The organism is Paracoccus isoporae, assembly GCF_900101865.1.
GTDB lineage: Bacteria > Pseudomonadota > Alphaproteobacteria > Rhodobacterales > Rhodobacteraceae > Paracoccus > Paracoccus isoporae.
In genome coordinates this window covers 41,753-58,554 of sequence record NZ_FNAH01000012.1, presented here as the reverse complement: position 1 = coordinate 58,554, position 16,802 = coordinate 41,753, and the positions used below count along the sequence as shown (strand labels likewise).

Here is a 16,802-nt window from a genome sequence, read left to right as displayed (position 1 = left end):
CTTTAGCCCCGCTTCGGCGGGGCTTTTTTCTTTGGGGGCATCACGTTGGCCATTTTCTTAACCATTCTCTTGCTCATCGTCGGTCTTGCAGTTTGTGCCGGGAGCATTCTGCTGTTCCGTCGTGCCAACCATGGTGGGGCGTCGCGGCGTTCTTCGTAGGGGTCGGTATCGTGTCGAGCGCCTACTTCGTCGGGCCATACCTGGCAGAATGGATCGCTGCCTGGTGGGCACCGCCGCAGGATAGCCAGGCTTGCAGCGAGGCCGGCGGCGTTTGGACGCGGGGCGAATGCAGCATCATCCCGACGGATGAAAACTAGCGTCACGGGTGCCATAGGCCAACTAACTGCCATCCCAAGCGGCTCGTCAACCAGCCGGTCAGCACCAGAAATCACCACCCGCCGACCGCTGCTTTCTGTGACGTGTCGTCGTCTTCGGTCAGGTCAACAGCGAACGGCCGCGCGCTTTGCCGGGCGGTGGCGGTGCATTGCCGTCGCAGCTGGATCCGGCGTCACATGGCTGTTCTCCTTTGCTTCCTTACTGTGACCCTGGGCCGAAGCGGCTGGTGGGCGGTGCGCATCATGCCCTTGGCATGATTCACCCCTTCAACAGCTAATTTCCCCTGGCCTATGGCCATTCCTCGCGAGGCAAATTAGCTGTTGACCACCACCCTGATGCTTCGACCCAAAACAGGTTCACAGAAGCAAAGGAGAACAGCCATGAGCATCACCGTCTATTCCAAGCCCGCCTGCGTGCAATGCACCGCCACCACCCGCAGCCTCGACGCAAAAGGCGTCGCCTATACGGTTGTTGACCTGACCGAAGACGACGACGCGCTGCGCTTCGTTGAAAGCCTGGGCTATCGGCAGGCCCCCGTGGTGATTTCAGGCGCCGACCACTGGTCCGGCTTCCGCCCCGATCGCATCGCCGCCCTCTAGGGCGGCTTTGCCGTCCCTTCGCCCAGCACCTACTTCAAATATCCTCGGGGTGAGCCGCATATGCGGCGAGGGGCAGACAGCCCCTTTTCTTTCTGCTTGTCGGTTACCGTATTGTGGATAGCGTTTTGCGGGTTCTGATGTGCCTGCCGGAAAACTCCTTTCTGCGCCTCCCCCTCCTTCGTCCGGGAACCGTGCCCTAATCTCGGCCGCTGCGCGCCCTCGATCCGAGCCATTCAGGGAGATGCGACCGGCTGCGGCTTCTGCGGTCTGTCTCGTCCCGAGCCAGATCCTCGCGCGCCGGTCCTGGTCGCCCTGCCCTGCCCGTCTCGGCCCATTCGGGTGACGGTCACTGGCGCGGGCGCCAATGGCGATCGCATCGCCCTGCAACTACTGCCGATCAGGATCTGGTAGCCCGCGCCTATGCGCGGGCTGCCGTCGGCCGGAGGATTCGTCCGGAGGCCGAACGCCCCGGCTTTGCCTGGGCCACGTCACGCTGGCGCGCGCCGCGTCCTGGATTGAGGGCCTGTTCCGGCCCTCTTTCCAAAGGGTGGGTCCTCGCCATGCTCGCTTCCTCCACCTTCGCCTGCGGCTTCGGTTCCGTGCAGCTGCGCGTGGCTCCGGTCCCGGCTGCGCCGCCTTTGGAAATTCACCGGCCCGGTTCGCCACCTGGCAAGGCTTCAGGAGAGGGCGCGCTGCGCGCTTCTCGCCTGAAACCTTCGCCCATTATGGGCACCCCGACCGAGGCAAAAGACCAAGGCGGGATCGTCGCGAAAAAAGGAGGCCACAAATGGCAACTTTCGATCTTTACCAGACCATCACCGACCAGATCATCCGCAGCATTGAGGCAGGTACGCCCGCATGGCGCAAACCATGGACCGGAGAAGCGGGCGGCGCACCTTTTCCGCGCCGCGCCAATGGCGAATATTATCGCGGCATCAATGTGCTGATGCTCTGGCTGGCCGCCGAGGAAAACGGCTATCGCAGCGCCTATTGGTTCACCTATCGCCAAGCGCAGGAGGCAGGCGGGCAGGTCCGCAAGGGCGAGAAATCATCAACCGTTGTGAAATATGGCACGGTTGATCGCAAGGACGAGGACACCGGCGCAGACAAGCGCGTTCCATATCTGAAAGCCTATCGTGTTTTCAACGCCGAGCAGATCGACGGATTGCCGGCGGATTTTCAGGCGAAGCCTGCCGATCCTGCCCGCGACCTTGGCACCGAAGCCGATGCCGAGCTTGACGCATTCTTTGCCGGGACGGGTGCCGATATTCGCCACAGTGACGAGCCACGCGCCTATTACGTCCCCGGCGAGGATTACATCCACATGCCGCCCGTGGCGACCTTTCACAGCGCAGGCGGGTACTATGCCACCCTCGCCCATGAGGCAACGCATTGGACGGGCCACAAGTCGCGGCTTGATCGCTTTGGCCGTTTCACTGACCGGAAGGCCGTTGCGTTCGAGGAGTTGGTGGCCGAGGTCGGAAATTGCATGGTTTGCGCGAGCCTTGGGCTGACACCCGATTTCGACCAGTCGGCGGCCTATCTGAAAAGCTGGCTGCGGGCATTGGCTGACGACAAGCGCCTGATCTTCAAAGCTGCATCGGAAGCACAGAAGGCCGCCGATTGGTTGTTGAAAGCCGCGTCAACTGATGAGGCCGACGCCACTGAAGACAGGGCCGCCGCGTGAGCGGCCCATCGGAGGTAATGCCATGTTCTATGAATTGCGCGACCATCCCGACGATCTGCCAATCCGCTGCGAAACGCTGGCCGAGGCCAAGCGCCGCGCACGCATCCGCGTTGAGAGATTCGGATTTTCGGTCCTGATCTATGAGGTCAGTCCCTTCACTGGCGAAAAGCTGTTGGAGGAAATCGGCTGACACGGATCGCCGCCATCGAAACCGCGCCTTTTGGCGCGGCCCTTTCCCGCAATCATTCAAAACCGGAGCCAAAGCATGGCCTACGAACAGCAATCCGTCAGCATTCCAAACAAGATCCATGGCGACAGAACCGTCACCGCATATTGTACAGGCGGGCTCGGAACATATCGGCTGCATAAACGCTGGCATATCGTTCATATTGCGTCGGGCATGAATATCGGTGGCGGGCGCGGCGGAGACCGCCGAACCCGCAAGGGTGCCTTTGCTGTCATGGACGCGCTTCTGCAGGTGTCGATTGACTGGTCCAGATCTTACGAGGAAATAGGCAACGATCTTCAGGTCAACCGAACAGCGATCATGATGGCCCTCGCGACCGCCCGCAACCTTTAATCCCTGTTGTAAGGATTAGCCTGCCGCCCCGAAGGGCGGCATTTTCATGGAAATCGGCGTCCGTGAAAGCGGGCGGCGGTTCGCCTTCGGCATCGCCAGGGTGGCCAGGTTAACGCCGGTCTCTGGCGGAAAGCCGACCGCCCTGCCCTGTTCAGGCCCGACCCGCCGTATCCATGTCGTTCAGCTCCAGAAGCACCGCAACGCGATCCTCGGGCGCCAGCTCCGCCAGCATCCTTTGGGCGAGCCGTGCAGTACCCTTCTGACCAAGCGGATATTTCGCCAACCGCCGACCAGCAGCGATGAAATAGGCGCGAAGCTCTTCGAAGGTCGCAAGCGCCGCCCAAGACGATGCCTCATCTTCGTCATCTTCGAATGCGACCAGCGGAGCGCCAACACGCCATTCCTCCAGGATCACACCCATTACCACAACAGCATCGGTTGAATCTGTGTCATAGATCGCCTTGACCAGCTGCTGCACCTTAATCAAACGCTCTGCGTTATTCATCCTGTCCATCCGTCAGCTATGGGCGCGGCCTTTCGCTTCGCCCGGAAAACCACAGGTTTTTCCGGGCGAAGCGGGAGGGCGAAGCCCTGCCCGCGGCCCTGGGGCTGACAGTCAAGGGGTCTGCAAGGCGGGGTGGTGCGGCCCGCAGCCGCCTGCGGCGAGGACACGGCCCGCCTGGAAGACGGCACCGAAGGCGACGCTTGCCCCTTGACGGGCAGAACCAGGGGTGCTGGCGGACAACTCATGAACATGAATAATCGTCGCGCCGGGGGTGAGCACGGGCTTGCCCGTGTCGATCCCCCGGCGCGTCACCTGATCATAGTGGGCCGCGCATCCGCGCGGACCTCACAAGCATCTATGGTTGAGGATTTGAGCTTACGGCTTCAATTTTTGACAGGCATTCCTTGCAGGGCCGGTCATTGCACCCCTGTATAGCGAGGGTGACATAGCGCTTATCCGCGTCATGAGTGCCTACTGCGGAGCACTTGGGCATGTGCTTGGAAGTGCCATTACTCACGATAATCTGCAGTTATCATGACGGTATTAAAATGGCGCCAGTCAGGGAGGTAGTGGAACATTATCGGGGTAATGGACGTGTGGGTGGTTATTGGCCCTTGCTGGTAAGCCAGGCGTCGAAATGCGGCAGAAATTGTGCCCGCACCCAACGTGACATTGGGGCTTCGACCCCGGTCATCGCCTCCGGATCGATCTCTTTCACCAGCCGGTCATAGGCAGCCTGGCTGATCATCATCGATGTGTCGAAGGGGTGGCTGGCATCTGTCATGCGATCGCTCGGCACCTCGCTGTATTCGATACCGGCCTCGATCCTCTCTATCAGTTGCGGACGTAACTCGCCCATGGCCTTGCGAAACACCGCGCTTACCGGACAGCGGGCCTTTTCCGCCCAAGCTGTTGCCCGCTCGGCCAGGTCGGACGGGCAGCGGAATGTTGCGCGCAGCTTGACTTTCGGCCCCCTGCCCGCTTCGACCGGCGCCTTCATGTCCTCAGTGGTTTTGCGAGCCGCCGCGGGCGCGGAAATTTGAGACGCGGCCTCTGGTTCAGACGCCGTGATCGGTGCGGAAATCGGCGGCTTCGCCGGCTTATCTTGCGGGGTGTCGGCTGGTTTCGGTCTCGGGGTTATTGCTTCAGCTGATTTCTTCGCGGATGGTTTCGGCGCGGGCTTCTCGGGCGGTTGCGGCGCATCCACCGGCTTTGCCACATCGAGACGCGCCGCGAAACGGTCATCGCGCTTGAGAACCAACCCGCGTGCCTTGAGATTGGCCATTACGCATTCTCCTTGATGATCGTGTCAAACTGGTCGAGCAATTCGCCCATTTCGGTCAGGCCTGGTGCGATTGATTGCACGAGGCTTCGGTTCGGGTGCTTGTCACGGATGACGCCCAGAAGCCCGGTGTCGTTCATGCGCTCGTAGCAGGCCCGGTCCAGCACGAAATCTTCAAGTGTCGGCAGCGTCTCGAACATGATCGCGATCTGCGTCTTCGCGGATTCGCTGATCGATTTGCCGACATGGCTTCCGACCACACGAAATGGCGGCACATGATCGGGATCATCGACGCGGGTCTTCAGTTTTTCATGCCAGATGCCGGTTGAAGTGGTGTCGCGCACATCCTGCGATGACAGGCGGCAGGGCGAGACGATCAGATGCGCGGTCATCGCCATTTCGTCATGCGCTTCTGATCCACCGCCGAAAGTATCGATCAGGATCAGGTGATTCTCGTCCGGCCCTTCGTATAGTGACTGAATGTCCTCAAGCACCTTCTCGGCGCTCAATGTGCCGATCACATTGATCCGGTCATGCCAATAGCCCTGGCTGCGCGCTTCGTTCATCCATTCAGCGATGCCCTGGTTGCTGTCAGTGTCGAAGATCGTCACACGCTCGCCTCGGTCGATGGCCACAGAAGCAAGACCGCGCACGAGCGTCGATTTTCCGCAGCCACCTTTCTTGTTCATGACTGCGATGATTCGTCTGCCTGTGCCCATGATGCGCTATCCGTTCTGCGTGATGCGGTGTCCTTGATGCGTAACACGATAACCGAAAAGCGACAAGCGCTGTACCGCAAACGCGATACAGTCTCCTAGATACGCAATACGTCAAGCAATATGCCTCATGCGGGATACGTGCCCCAATTTGCGAACTGCTACAAACGACATGCGCGGTGCAACAAACGTTATGCGCGCTACGTGATGCGATATAAAATGGCAGGCACTAAGCACAAGTGGCTGCAACATACGACATGCGCAATGCAACAAGCAACATCCGTAAGCTGTACTGCGCGATCCGTTGTTGGTGCCGGAGCTAGGTCGCACGGAGAGGGCGCGTGGGGCCTGCTGGCGGGGTTTGGCTATCACCCCTGCGGCTTGGTCCTGAATGGCCCTCTGACGGCCCTCTGTGCGCGCCTGAAGCGGTGTCGCGATGGCGACGCTCCCTTGGGGGTAAGCAAACGGACCATATGTGCCGCGCCGAGCAACCGCTGCGATCGCCTCAATCGACGCAGCCTACGGCCGCGATTTCCGATTGTTTGGTGGGCGATCTTGGGTTACTCTGGCACATATGGGAAAGTGGCAGGAAATGCGGAATGTATACAAGCCGTCTGACCGCCATCGTCAGGAGACTATTGATGGCGCGTAAATCGCTGACGAAAGACCAGAAGGCAGAGGCCATCCGCCAGTTGAAGGCGGGCGGGGCTGTTTCCACGGTTGCTGACGCGGTTGGTGCCGCGCCTGAGGCGATCAAGAAGGAAAAGGCCCTGAAACTGCGTCAATCCGAGGCGACCACGACCTATGGAAGTGTCGTTACCGTGCGGCTATCCCCCGAGGAGGTGCACCAGTTGGACAGGCTGAAAGGGGTTCTTGGCACAGAAAGTCGTTCCGATGTGCTGCGCACCTTGCTGCGATCCAGCGTCGGGATGCTCGAATTTCCGGCCGAGCAGGCCTCGGAGCTTGAGGCAATCAAACACGAGCTTCACAAGATTGGCGTCAACATCAACCAGATCGCCTTTGCTGCCAACACTCGGAAGATCAAGCTGGCGAAGGGTCAGATGCACGCCCTGGACGATTTGCGGCTCACCATGCCGAAGGTGCGCACCTTCCTTCAGGCGGTCGTTGCTGAGCAGCGCCGGCGTGGCGTTCGGCTCTTCAAGGCATTTATCGAGGGTGAGGCATGAGCCGGGTTGGACTGGCAAAGGCGCTGATCGGCGAGATCGAGTTTCCGATCTGGCAGGGCGGGGCGGGTATGCTGGCCTTCCAGCAGGCCGAGGTCGCGCGCGAGTTCGACAGGTTCATGACCCCGAAGCCGAAATTTTCCGGGCGGGCGGCGGGCCTGTGGCGCGTCGCCCAGGGCTCGAATGCGGTGGTGCTGAAGAAGATCCACAATGGCGGCACGCACACCGGAAAGCAGCTTGGCAACCAGCTGGATTACCTCTTTTCCAAGGCAGCGGCGGTGTTCGGCAACATGGCCGATCTGGACCCGCGCGCCCGGACGCTGAACGGCGATCAGCGCAAGGTGATCGTCGATCAGTGGTCTGACGAATGGACCGGCGATCCGAAGAACGGCCATACCACGCATCTGCTGGTTTCCTTCCCCTTCGATGTGAGCGGGGAGCGCGGCCGGCCAGTGGTCGAAGAATGGTGCATGGAGATGTTCCAGTCCGGTCTGCATTCGGATGGCGAGGAATGGGCCTATGTTGCGGCCCTGCACACCGATCGGGTCAACAGGCATGTCCATGTCGTCGTGAACAACCGGGGCCTGGAGAATGGCGACTGGTTCTATATGGCGAAGGACCACGCCTTTAATCTGGATTTCATGAAGGAACGGCTGGTCGAGATCGCCGCCGGGCAGGGCATGTTTCTGGACAAGAGCAGCCGCCTGGACCGGGGCGTCCTGACCTATGGGCCGTCACGGGCCGAGATCGAGCGGGCTGCGCGTGAAGGCCGTGAGCCCGTCGAGGCCCGCCGCCAGGGCAGGGCGCTCAGCGATGCCCTCGATCACATTCAGCGCAATATCGAGACGCTGCGCAGTCTCGCGGTCGTGGCCACGCTCATCAGCGACGAGGACCTGGCCCGGAAGATCGAGGCCGCAGCCGACCTGCTGGAACAGGGCGGCATCATCAATCACCGAAATCAGGAGATCGTCATGGACCTCGATACCATCCGCAATCGCGGCGATCTGGCCAATGCCTTCGGGAACTGGCTGGATGAAAGCGAGAAGGACATTTCGCGCCTGCCCGTGCAGGAGCAGCGCGAAATGCGTGAGGAACTCTACGGTATTGCCTCGGAGATCGTGCGCGATCTGGGCGATGATCGCGGCGCGCAGCTGATGCACCATGCCCCGCGCACCCCGGTCTATCAAGTGCAGATGGACGGAGATCGCATCACCATCGAGGACAAGCACAAGGTCATCGGGCCGGATGGCTCAAAGGAAATGACGGCGCAGATCGGCGCGGCCGCAGAGAAGGCAGGTCTCGATCCGATCGTGATCCAGTCCCGGATGGTGACCGGAGCCGCAAATGCCTGGCAGGAGCGCGAATGGATCAAGGCCGATATCCTGGCTGTAGCCGACGCGAAGAAGATCGATCTGTCTTCCGAGGAAGGGCGGGGCAGGGCGGCCGATCTGGTCGATACCTTCTATGCGGCGGCTGCCCGCACGATTTCCCGCGCGGTACCGATCGAGCAGGAAGCCACGAGTGACAAGCTGACCCGCGCGCTGTCCGCCATGGCCGATTCCCATGCCCAGCACGGCAAGGTCGAGTTCCAGAATGACGAGCATGCCGCCCGCTTCGGTTTCGACTTCCGCGAACGTTATGGCGAGAATGCCATGGCGCGGCTCGCGACGGGTGACACCAACGCCCTGGCCGTTGACTTCCCTGATGCGGGTCAGCGTCGGGCGATCGCGCGGGCTGTGGCCGCGGCGGGCGAATCCCATCAGTCAGTCGGCATGACCCTCGCCCAGACCCGGCAGGTCAAAGAGAAGATGGCCGAGCAGGAGGCCGACGAGCATCACGTCTCGCGCAATAAGGATCTCGGTCACGAGTTGTAATCGCATCACCGATTGCACGGCCGGTCGGCAAGATATACATTATCGACGATGTGTATCATTCAAGGCGGAGCCCAAATCATGCAGATCGCGAAATGGGGTAATTCTCTGGCCGTCCGCCTGCCTGCGCGGATGGTCCAGGAACTCGGGCTTAAGGCGGGCGACGAGATCGAAATCACGGCCACTGATGCCGGGCATTTTCAGGTGCGACGCCGCCGCGACCCCGAAGAAATTCTGGCACGCTTGCGCGAGTTTCGCGGGTTGATGCCCAAGGGCTATCGGTTCGACCGGGACGAGGCGAATGCCAGGTAGGTTCTTCGACACGAACATCCTGCTTTATCTTCTCTCCGACGACCGAGCCAAGGCAGACATTGCCGAAGGGCTATTGCGTGACGGCGGAACGGTCAGCGTGCAGGTGCTGAACGAGATCGCGAATGTCACGCAGCGGAAGTTCAAGATGAGCTGGTCGCAGAGCGATGAATTTCTGCTCATGATCCGTGAATTTGTGACCGTTGAGCCATTGACCTATGAGACCCATGATCTGGGCATAGCCCTGGCGCGGAAACACACGCTGTCTGTCTATGACGCGATGATCGTCGCGGCCGGGTTGCTGGCAGGCTGCGACACCGTGCTTTCCGAGGACATGCAGGACGGGTTCAGGGTGGCTGACAGGATCACGATCCGTAATCCATTCGCCGCGCAAATATGATCCGCGCAGCTATCTATAATGGATCGCCATGTGATCACCCGTCCAGCTTAGGTGCAGGGTCGGCGTGTTTTCCCTCGCTGGCCTATGAAAGTTTGGGCGGAAAGCGGAAGTTCGCTGCGGACGCAAACGGACTAAGGCTCCACCCGAAACCGGACGTTCGAGACGCACCTGAATAGATAACCATATTTGGTATACAGTGGTTCTTGACCATCGATCATCAACACGCCTAAATTTTCCCGCCAACGCCCTTGAACTTTTCAACGAACGCAGAGATGCGTGTGGAACACATCTCGTTTTTTGGTCAAGTATTGTGGATTGAGCGGGCTCATTTTCGGTAGGATCGAGTTCAACTCCGTGCCGTTTTCGCTCGCATATTCGCGCTTGACCGACGTCGCGGTGTAGCGCTTGGCGGCATCCGAGTTCAATTTTTCATCCGCTATCAGTTCTTCCGCTTCCCGGCGTTGCTCGGCTTGTGCGAAGGCAAAAAACGCCTCAATCACCCCGGCCTTGTCCCCCAGTTCGTCAAGGTTTATCTGATTGATGGAATCGACGATGAGACTTTCTTTCGCGCGGTTGCCAATACAGGCGCGGATGACACGGCGAACTTCGCCAACGAGCTCTGATTTGCTCTTCGTTTTTTTGTTGTGCTCGAAGATTAGCTCGAGGATGTAATCCAGATTGATTTCCAGCCAGTTCCACATGATGCCGCACAAGCGGAAAGGATTTTTCGAAAGGAACAGGACAGGCCGCAACGGGCCATGCAGAAATGGCGGTCCCCGAACGGACACCGCCGCTGAGCTGATGTGTCTGCGGTGCGCTCTTCAAATCCAGTAGTGTGGAACGCCATAATGATCGTGCGTTCGGCGCTCCCAGTCTCGGTCCGCATACCAGTTGTCGTTACGGGCAGGCGCACCCTTTACCTCTTGCTCGGTGATGTCCGTCATGAAGCCGTTTCTGGACGTATCGTAACACAGCTTTCCCCACGGGACCGGATGATGGTCTTCGCCGAGCCCCAGAAAACCGCCAAAGCCCATCACGGCGTAGCCGACCCTGCCGGCTTGCTTGTCGATCATGAGGTGGTCGATTGTGCCGATGTGGGCACCATCGTTACCATAGACGTCGGTCCCGTCCACATCGTCGGATGAGACGAGACTTGCATGTGCGGAATTGTCCATTTGATCTTCCTCATTTTACTGCGGGACGAACCGAGAACCATACCGCCGGGTTCCGCCCCGCGTGTCCAGGATGGCGGCATTTTGCCGGAGTCGATTTGGAAATGGTATCTTTCAATTCTCTGCAAAAGCCTGAAGCGCGTCGATCACGCCATCGCTCAGGCTCTGCAAGCTGTCCTGGACCTGCGCCGCCGGGCAATCCGCCTCCAGCCGCGCGGCCATATCAGCCATCGAGAAGCTGTTAGCCCCCTCCAGGTCCTTCAATTCGTCCCATGTCACCGGCACGGCCACGGGGGCGCCGGGGCGGGCGCGCAGGGAATAGGGGGCGATTGCCGTCGCGCCGCGTTCGTTGCGCAGCCAGTCGATGAAGACGCGCCCCCGGCGTTTCGATTTCGACATGGTGGCGGTGTAACGGTCGGGCGCGCGCGCCGCCATCACATGCGCGAAGGTCTTGGCGAACAGTTTAACACTGTCCCAGCCGCGGGTGCGCCGCAGTGCCAGCCAGACATGCACGCCCTTGCCGCCGGTGACGATGGCACCGCTTTGCAAACCCAGACTTGCCAGCGTATCGCGCACATCGAAGGCCGCCTCCTGCACATCGGTCCAACCCAGCCCCTCGTCGGGATCGAGATCGAACACCAGCCGATCGGGACGTTCCAGCCGGTCGGTCCGCCCACCCCAGATGTGGAACTCGATGCTGCCCATCTGCGCGGCGGCGATCAGGCTTTCGGTCCGCGTGGCATAGAGGTAATCGGCGCTGTCGCCGTCGCTTTCCTCGACGCTGACGCGCGACAGTTCACCGGGCATCCCGCCGACATCGTGTTTCTGGAAGAAGCACGGATCGGAAATGCCGGACGGGCAGCGATAGAGCGACAGGGGACGGTGTCCGGCGAGCGCGATCATGCGTTCGCCGACCTGCGCGTAATGCCGCGCCACGTTGCCCTTGGTGCAGCCTGCGTCGGGGAACACGGGGCGGTCCGCATTGCTGATGCGGATGCCCTGAACGGTGGTTTCGGTATCGTCGGTCATCGGTGCCTCTAGTCGCACGTCGTCGGCTTTCTTGTCGTCGCGCAGGCCGAGGAAGCTGGCATGACGCACATAGCCGTCGCCGGTGAATTCGGTGAACTCGACCTCGGCCACCAGATCGGCGCGCACCCACTGCGCCTCCCGCGCGATGTCATCCGGGACATCGTGGCAGGGCGGATTCTTGCGCGCGGTCATCGCCCGGGCCACGGCCTCCATCACAGCGTCGGAAAACCCGGTGCCGACCCTGCCCTTGTAGCGCAGCGCGCCACCCTCGTGGCTGGCCAGAAGCAGCGAGGCAAAGGGCCGCCCGGCCTTGTCGGACGGCGAATAACCCACGATCACGAATTCCTGTCGGCGGGTGCATTTGACCTTGCGCCACGCCTTGCTGCGGGTGCTTCGATAGGGGGCGTCAATGCGTTTGCTGATGATCCCCTCCGCACCCGCCTTGCAGGCATTGGCGAACACCTCTGGACCCTTGCCGACGATATGTTCGCTCAGCCGCAGGGGGCCGCCGGAGGGCGCACCCGACAGCAACTTTGCCAGACGTTCGCGGCGTTCGATCTGAGGCAGCTTGCGCAGATCCTCGCCGTCGATGCGCAAGAGGTCGAAGGCAAAGAAGACCAGCGCGTTGCCCTGTTTCAACGCCTTCTGGAGCGAGGAAAAGGCCGAGCCGTGGATGCGTGCGGCCATCACCTCGCCGTCGATCAGGGCGGCGTCGCAGTGCAGGGGGTCGAACGCGCCGTCCAGTGCGTGAAACCGATCGGTCCAGTCCTTGCCCGACCGCGTATAGAGCCGCATGCCACCCTTGCCGAGTGCTGCAAGGCAGCGGTAGCCGTCGAACTTGGTCTCGTGCAACCAGTCGTCGCCCTCTGGGGCTTCGGCCACCATCGTGGCAAGCTGCGGCTTGACGAAGGCGGGGCGCTTGCGGCAGCGGTCGGGGGCGGGATCGGGCGGAGCCTTGGCGGGCGCGTCCTCGGCGATCTGCGTCATGTTGCGGCCGGTCTTGACCGAGACCGCCTTGCCCTTGGTAAAGCCGTCCGGGTTGCCCTCGGCGTAATCGTCGCGCTCCTTGATCAGCAGCCAGTTCTCGCGCGTCTCATTCGGTTTCCCGCGCATACGCACCAACGCCCAGCCGCCCTTCATCCGCTGGCCTTGCAGGGTGAATTTCAGCTTGCCGTCGCTCAGCCCCTTTTCGAAATCCTCCTGCGGCACCCAGCCGCCGGTGTCCCACAGCATCACCGTGCCGCCGCCATATTCGCCGTTCGGGATCGTGCCCTCGAAATCGCCGTAGTCCAGCGGATGGTCCTCCGTCCGCACCGCCAGGCGCTTTTCGCCCGGATCGGGCGACGGCCCCTTCGTGACCGCCCAGCTAAGCAGCACGCCGTTCCATTCAAGCCTGAAGTCGTAGTGCAGGCGCGAAGCCGCGTGTTTCTGCACCACGAAACGGCGTTTCGCGCCTCCCGCCCCCACCTGACCGCGCGGCTCTGCGGTGCGGGAAAAATCCCGCTTCGCGTTGTAATCGGCCAGCGGATCGGGGGATTTCGCCATCTAGGACGCCTTCTTGGCCGGTTTCTTTTTCTTCTTGCCGTCGGCGTCCTTCAGGCTCTGTTTCAGCGCGCTCATCAGATCGACCACATTGTCGCCGCCCCCGCTGTCATCGTCCGTGCGCACGCGCGGGGTCTTCTTGTTCCTCATCTTCGCGTCCAGCAGGTCCTGCATCGCCTCGGCATACTTGTCGTGATAGGCGCTCGCATCAAAGGGCGCGCTCTTGCGGTCGATCAGGGAGGTGGCGACCTCCAGCAACTCCTTGTCGACCTTCTCGTCCTCGATATCGGTGAAGATCTGATCGGCCTCGCGCAGCTCGTCCTCGTAATGCAGCGTCTCCATCAGCAGCCCGTCGCCGCAGGGTTTGACGGCGGCCAGATATTCCTTGCCGCGCATCGTCACCTGCCCCAGACCCACCTTGCCCGCGGCCCGCAACGCATCGCGCACCACGCGGTAGGCATCCTGCGCCAGATCGTCCGAGGCGGTGATGTAATAGGGCTTGTCGAAATAAAGCGGCGAGATTTCGCAGGCATCGACGAATTGCACCAGTTCGAAGGTCTTTTTCGTCTCCAGCTTGATCGCGTCGATCTCGTCCGGGTCGAGCAGGATGTATTCGTCGTCATCGACCTCGTAGCCTTTTACGATGTCCTCGGTCTTGACCGGGCCGATGCCGGGCACGGATTTCTCGTAGCGGATGCGCTTGCCAGAAGGCTTGTGGATCTGGCGGAACGACACCCGCGCACCGGATTTGGTGGCCGAGAATATCTCGACCGGGATGGAAACCAGCGACAGGCGAAGCTGTCCCTTCCAGAGTGCGCGCGGTGCCATGTCGGTCCTTCTCCCTGCAGGATGCGCCGCCATGATCGAAGACGGGATGCCTAAAGATATAGATCGAAACCGACAATTGTTCCACATTCCGGTTCGGTCAGGAAGGGTATCGTGCCTGCAAGTATCGAAACACCATGTTTCGCAGACATCGCCGCAATCGCATTGAGCGCTACCTCCCCGCATTCGAACAGCCATTCAAGGGTGTCTGCCTCCGCCATATCTGCGGGCGCAAAGCTCAACCACTGGGCGCAGGCGAACTCCGGCAGGACAAGTATGTGACCTCCCCGAGCCACCGTCTGTGCGACCCGCATTTCCAGTGCAGCAAGCCAAACCTGCAAATCCGGCACCACCGGTTCAAGATTGGCGGCCCAGAAGTCGATCAAGACAAATTCCATGGATTTTTCCAGTTTGGAAGGAGGGTGAGCGGTCTGGCAGATCTTCCGACGCTCGAGACAAGCTCGGACGTTCGTTTGAGGTCGCAGACGGCTTTCAATCAGATTGGTAGGCATGACTTTACGTCTCGTCGCATCAATCTAGATGGAAGCTATGGAATATTAACCGGCGTAGGATCTGCTTTGGTCGATATTAGCCTGTCTGCGCGCGCACCAATCCCTTGGAGAAACACAAATGTCTGAAAAATCACCGCAATTTCGTCCCTCAATCGAGACGCAGAAATCAAATGAGACGACTGAGCGTCGCGAAAAAACGGGGCAAGGCGGCGAAACGCATCAGCAGTCATCCGATGGCGCGCGTTTGACCACATCGCAGGGTGTGCCGGTTTCGGACAATCAGAACACGTTGAAAGCGGGGCCGCGGGGTCCAGCCTTGCTCGAGGACTTCCATTTCCGCGAGAAGATGTTTCATTTCGACCACGAGCGTATCCCCGAGCGGGTGGTGCATGCCCGGGGCTATGGCGCGCGCGGATATTTCGAGACAACCGACCCGATCCCGGAGCTTACGTCCGCGCATCTTTTGCAGGAGAAGGGCCGCAAGGTGCCGGCATTCGTCCGGTTCTCGACCGTGGCGGGCAACAAGGGGTCGATGGATCTGGCCCGCGATGCACGCGGATTTGCCGTGAAACTCTATACCGAGGAAGGCAACTGGGACATCGTCGGCAACAATATCCCGGTGTTCTTCATCCAAGACGCGATGAAGTTTCCCGATCTGGTGCATTCGGTCAAGGAAGCGCCTGATCGCGCCTTTCCCCAGGCGCAATCGGCGCATGACAACTTCTGGGATTTCATCTCGCTCATGCCCGAAGCCATGCACATGGTCATGTGGACCATGTCGGACCGGGGCATTCCGCGGTCGTTCCGGTTCATGGAGGGGTTCGGAGTTCACACATTCCGCTTCGTCAACGCGGAGGGGGAGAGCCATTTCGTCAAGTTCCACTGGAAACCCAAGCAGGGTCTGCAATCGGTCCTGTGGGACGAGGCGGTCAAGATCAATGGCGCCGATCCCGACTTTCACCGACGCGACCTGTGGGGAGCCATTCAAGCGGGCGATTTCCCGGAATGGGAACTGGGCGTGCAGGTGTTTGACGACGCCTTTGCCGACACGTTCGACTTCGATGTGCTGGATGCGACCAAGTTGATCCCCGAAGAGGACGTGCCCGTGCGTATAATCGGGCGGCTTGTGCTGGACAGCGTGGTCGACAACTTCTTTGCCGAGACGGAACAGGTCGCGTTCTGCACCCAGAACATCGTGCCGGGCGTCGACTTTACCAACGACCCGCTGCTGCAGGGGCGGAATTTCTCCTATCTCGACACACAAATCAAACGTCTGGGTGGTCCAAACTTTACTCATATCCCCGTCAATGCGCCGAAATGTCCCTTTGCGCATTTCCAGCAGGACGGCCACATGGCGATGCACAACCCGGCGGGCCGCGCCAATTACGAGCCGAACAGTTGGAAGGATGGCGGCCCCCGCGCCGATCCGGAGAGCGGTTTCACGTCGTTCCCAGAAGCCGTCGAGGGTGAGAAGCGCAAGGTGCGTGCAGAGCTGTTCGCCGATCACTACAGTCAGGCGCGGCAGTTTTACCAAAGCCAGACCGAGGTGGAGCAGGGCCACATCGCCGACGCGCTGATCTTCGAGCTGTCGAAATGCGAGGTGCTGGACATCCGCGAGCGTGTCGTGGCGCATCTGCCGAACATCGACCCTGATCTGGCGCAGATGGTCGCAGATGGGCTGGGTTTTGACAAACTCCCCAAGGCCCACACGCCTCGGCGCGACATGGTCGAGGGTCTCAAGCCATCGGACGCGCTTTCGATCCTCAAGAACGGGCCGGACAACTTTAAGGGCCGCAAGCTGGGGATCCTCGTGACAGACGGGATCGACGGTGATCTGCTGGCTTCACTTCGAGACGCTGTAAAGGATGCGGGCGGCATGGTCGAGATCGTCGCGCCGACCATCGGCGGCATCAAGACGTCCGACGGTAAACGCGTGCCGGCCGATCAGAAAGTCGATGGCGGGCCATCCGTGCTCTATGATGCTGTGGCCGTGATGGCATCGGCAGACGGGATCAAAAAGTTGAAGTCCATGCCCCCGGCCAAGGGCTTCGCTGCCGACGCGTTTGCACATGCGAAGTTCATCGCACTCGCTGGTGAAGCCGAGAAATTGTTTCACGCAGCGGGAGTCGGCGATTTCGATGACGGCGTATTCCGGATTGCGAAAAAGGGCGACTGTGCGGCTTTCATCAAAGCTTGCGGGAAACTGAGATTCTGGCAGCGCAAATGAAGAGCTTCTTTGCCGCTAGTGTGTGA

General features: G+C 60.6%; 17 protein-coding genes. 9 read left to right on the top strand and 8 right to left on the bottom strand.

Going from position 1 to position 16,802, the window contains the following annotated elements; all coding sequences use genetic code 11:
- The first annotated feature begins 716 nt into the window (after window positions 1-716).
- From nrdH to BLT73_RS15210, 4 genes are all read left to right on the top strand, one after another.
- Entirely contained in the window at window positions 717-935 is a 219-nt protein-coding gene (nrdH, locus tag BLT73_RS15220; protein ID WP_090525206.1) for a glutaredoxin-like protein NrdH, read from the top strand.
- Window positions 936-1,299: 364 nt separating this feature from the next.
- Window positions 1,300-2,622: an ArdC family protein gene (locus BLT73_RS15215; protein ID WP_342705178.1), complete on the top strand. Its 1,323-nt coding sequence runs from the start codon at window positions 1,300-1,302 to the stop codon at window positions 2,620-2,622.
- A 22-nt stretch (window positions 2,623-2,644) separates the two neighbouring features.
- Window positions 2,645-2,812 carry a hypothetical protein gene (locus BLT73_RS17405; protein WP_176805146.1) on the top strand — a complete coding sequence of 56 codons (168 nt, stop codon included), beginning with the start codon at window positions 2,645-2,647 and terminating at the stop codon, window positions 2,810-2,812.
- Window positions 2,813-2,887: 75 nt separating this feature from the next.
- A complete protein-coding gene (locus BLT73_RS15210) occupies window positions 2,888-3,202 on the top strand; it encodes a hypothetical protein (RefSeq protein WP_090525202.1) in 315 nt (104 codons plus the stop codon).
- Between the two features lie 151 nt (window positions 3,203-3,353).
- Here BLT73_RS15210 and BLT73_RS15205 read toward each other — a convergent pair whose 3' ends face one another.
- The 3 genes from BLT73_RS15205 to BLT73_RS15195 form a co-directional block, all read right to left on the bottom strand.
- Window positions 3,354-3,707 carry a hypothetical protein gene (locus BLT73_RS15205; protein WP_143025695.1) on the bottom strand — a complete coding sequence of 118 codons (354 nt, stop codon included), beginning with the start codon at window positions 3,705-3,707 and terminating at the stop codon, window positions 3,354-3,356.
- Window positions 3,708-4,311: 604 nt separating this feature from the next.
- Entirely contained in the window at window positions 4,312-4,992 is a 681-nt protein-coding gene (locus tag BLT73_RS17095; protein WP_143025694.1) for a hypothetical protein, read from the bottom strand.
- Window positions 4,992-5,708, bottom strand: a complete 717-nt coding sequence (locus BLT73_RS15195) for a nucleotide-binding protein (RefSeq protein ID WP_090525196.1) — start codon at window positions 5,706-5,708, stop codon at window positions 4,992-4,994. Before BLT73_RS15195 ends, BLT73_RS17095 begins: the two co-directional genes overlap by 1 nt.
- Before the next feature lie 638 nt (window positions 5,709-6,346).
- Here BLT73_RS15195 and BLT73_RS15190 point away from each other — a divergent pair.
- The 4 genes from BLT73_RS15190 to BLT73_RS15175 all read left to right on the top strand — a co-directional run bounded on the left by BLT73_RS15190 (window position 6,347) and on the right by BLT73_RS15175 (window position 9,469).
- Window positions 6,347-6,892, top strand: coding sequence for a ribbon-helix-helix protein, CopG family (locus BLT73_RS15190; protein ID WP_176805141.1), 546 nt, complete (start codon window positions 6,347-6,349; stop codon window positions 6,890-6,892).
- Complete coding sequence (locus tag BLT73_RS15185; RefSeq protein ID WP_090525194.1) at window positions 6,889-8,763, top strand: relaxase/mobilization nuclease domain-containing protein; 1,875 nt, start codon at window positions 6,889-6,891, stop codon at window positions 8,761-8,763. Before BLT73_RS15190 ends, BLT73_RS15185 begins: the two co-directional genes overlap by 4 nt.
- Window positions 8,764-8,841: 78 nt before the next feature.
- Window positions 8,842-9,072 carry an AbrB/MazE/SpoVT family DNA-binding domain-containing protein gene (locus BLT73_RS15180; protein WP_090525193.1) on the top strand — a complete coding sequence of 77 codons (231 nt, stop codon included), beginning with the start codon at window positions 8,842-8,844 and terminating at the stop codon, window positions 9,070-9,072.
- On the top strand, window positions 9,062-9,469 hold the full coding sequence (locus BLT73_RS15175; protein WP_090525191.1) for a PIN domain-containing protein: 408 nt from the start codon (window positions 9,062-9,064) through the stop codon (window positions 9,467-9,469). The genes BLT73_RS15180 and BLT73_RS15175 overlap by 11 nt, the downstream gene beginning before the upstream one ends.
- 257 nt (window positions 9,470-9,726) lie before the next feature.
- On the opposite strand, the gene BLT73_RS15170 is transcribed toward BLT73_RS15175, so the two are convergent.
- The 5 genes from BLT73_RS15170 to BLT73_RS15150 form a co-directional block, all read right to left on the bottom strand.
- A complete protein-coding gene (locus BLT73_RS15170; protein ID WP_245727359.1) occupies window positions 9,727-10,170 on the bottom strand; it encodes a type I restriction endonuclease subunit R, EcoR124 family in 444 nt (147 codons plus the stop codon).
- 120 nt (window positions 10,171-10,290) lie between these two features.
- Window positions 10,291-10,644, bottom strand: a complete 354-nt coding sequence (locus BLT73_RS15165) for a PRC-barrel domain-containing protein (protein WP_176805139.1) — start codon at window positions 10,642-10,644, stop codon at window positions 10,291-10,293.
- A 111-nt stretch (window positions 10,645-10,755) separates the two neighbouring features.
- The gene (gene ligD, locus BLT73_RS15160; RefSeq protein WP_090525189.1) at window positions 10,756-13,215 is read right to left on the bottom strand and encodes a DNA ligase D; all 2,460 of its coding nucleotides are present in this window, start codon (window positions 13,213-13,215) and stop codon (window positions 10,756-10,758) included.
- Window positions 13,216-14,040: a non-homologous end joining protein Ku gene (ku, locus tag BLT73_RS15155; protein WP_090525187.1), complete on the bottom strand. Its 825-nt coding sequence runs from the start codon at window positions 14,038-14,040 to the stop codon at window positions 13,216-13,218. It abuts the gene before it with no gap.
- A gap of 50 nt (window positions 14,041-14,090) precedes the next feature.
- Window positions 14,091-14,435, bottom strand: coding sequence for a carbon-nitrogen hydrolase family protein (locus tag BLT73_RS15150; protein ID WP_090525185.1), 345 nt, complete (start codon window positions 14,433-14,435; stop codon window positions 14,091-14,093).
- Between the two features lie 232 nt (window positions 14,436-14,667).
- On the opposite strand from BLT73_RS15150, the gene BLT73_RS15145 reads away from it, so the two are divergent.
- Window positions 14,668-16,776 (top strand): catalase, encoded by a 2,109-nt coding sequence (locus BLT73_RS15145; protein ID WP_090525183.1) that lies wholly within the window; start codon window positions 14,668-14,670, stop codon window positions 16,774-16,776.
- Window positions 16,777-16,802 lie beyond the last annotated feature (26 nt).

Excerpts from the sequence above, each read along its gene's own strand:
- nrdH (WP_090525206.1), top strand. The coding sequence starts at position 717 with ATGAGCATCACCGTCTATTCCAAGCCCGCCTGCGTGCAATGCACCGCC.
- BLT73_RS15215 (WP_342705178.1), top strand. The coding sequence starts at position 1,300 with ATGGCGATCGCATCGCCCTGCAACTACTGCCGATCAGGATCTGGTAGC.
- BLT73_RS17405 (WP_176805146.1), top strand. The coding sequence starts at position 2,645 with ATGTTCTATGAATTGCGCGACCATCCCGACGATCTGCCAATCCGCTGC.
- BLT73_RS15210 (WP_090525202.1), top strand. The coding sequence starts at position 2,888 with ATGGCCTACGAACAGCAATCCGTCAGCATTCCAAACAAGATCCATGGC.
- BLT73_RS15205 (WP_143025695.1), bottom strand. The coding sequence starts at position 3,707 with ATGAATAACGCAGAGCGTTTGATTAAGGTGCAGCAGCTGGTCAAGGCG.
- BLT73_RS17095 (WP_143025694.1), bottom strand. The coding sequence starts at position 4,992 with ATGGCCAATCTCAAGGCACGCGGGTTGGTTCTCAAGCGCGATGACCGT.
- BLT73_RS15195 (WP_090525196.1), bottom strand. The coding sequence starts at position 5,708 with ATGGGCACAGGCAGACGAATCATCGCAGTCATGAACAAGAAAGGTGGC.
- BLT73_RS15190 (WP_176805141.1), top strand. The coding sequence starts at position 6,347 with ATGGCGCGTAAATCGCTGACGAAAGACCAGAAGGCAGAGGCCATCCGC.
- BLT73_RS15185 (WP_090525194.1), top strand. The coding sequence starts at position 6,889 with ATGAGCCGGGTTGGACTGGCAAAGGCGCTGATCGGCGAGATCGAGTTT.
- BLT73_RS15180 (WP_090525193.1), top strand. The coding sequence starts at position 8,842 with ATGCAGATCGCGAAATGGGGTAATTCTCTGGCCGTCCGCCTGCCTGCG.
- BLT73_RS15175 (WP_090525191.1), top strand. The coding sequence starts at position 9,062 with ATGCCAGGTAGGTTCTTCGACACGAACATCCTGCTTTATCTTCTCTCC.
- BLT73_RS15170 (WP_245727359.1), bottom strand. The coding sequence starts at position 10,170 with ATGTGGAACTGGCTGGAAATCAATCTGGATTACATCCTCGAGCTAATC.
- BLT73_RS15165 (WP_176805139.1), bottom strand. The coding sequence starts at position 10,644 with ATGGACAATTCCGCACATGCAAGTCTCGTCTCATCCGACGATGTGGAC.
- ligD (WP_090525189.1), bottom strand. The coding sequence starts at position 13,215 with ATGGCGAAATCCCCCGATCCGCTGGCCGATTACAACGCGAAGCGGGAT.
- ku (WP_090525187.1), bottom strand. The coding sequence starts at position 14,040 with ATGGCACCGCGCGCACTCTGGAAGGGACAGCTTCGCCTGTCGCTGGTT.
- BLT73_RS15150 (WP_090525185.1), bottom strand. The coding sequence starts at position 14,435 with ATGGAATTTGTCTTGATCGACTTCTGGGCCGCCAATCTTGAACCGGTG.
- BLT73_RS15145 (WP_090525183.1), top strand. The coding sequence starts at position 14,668 with ATGTCTGAAAAATCACCGCAATTTCGTCCCTCAATCGAGACGCAGAAA.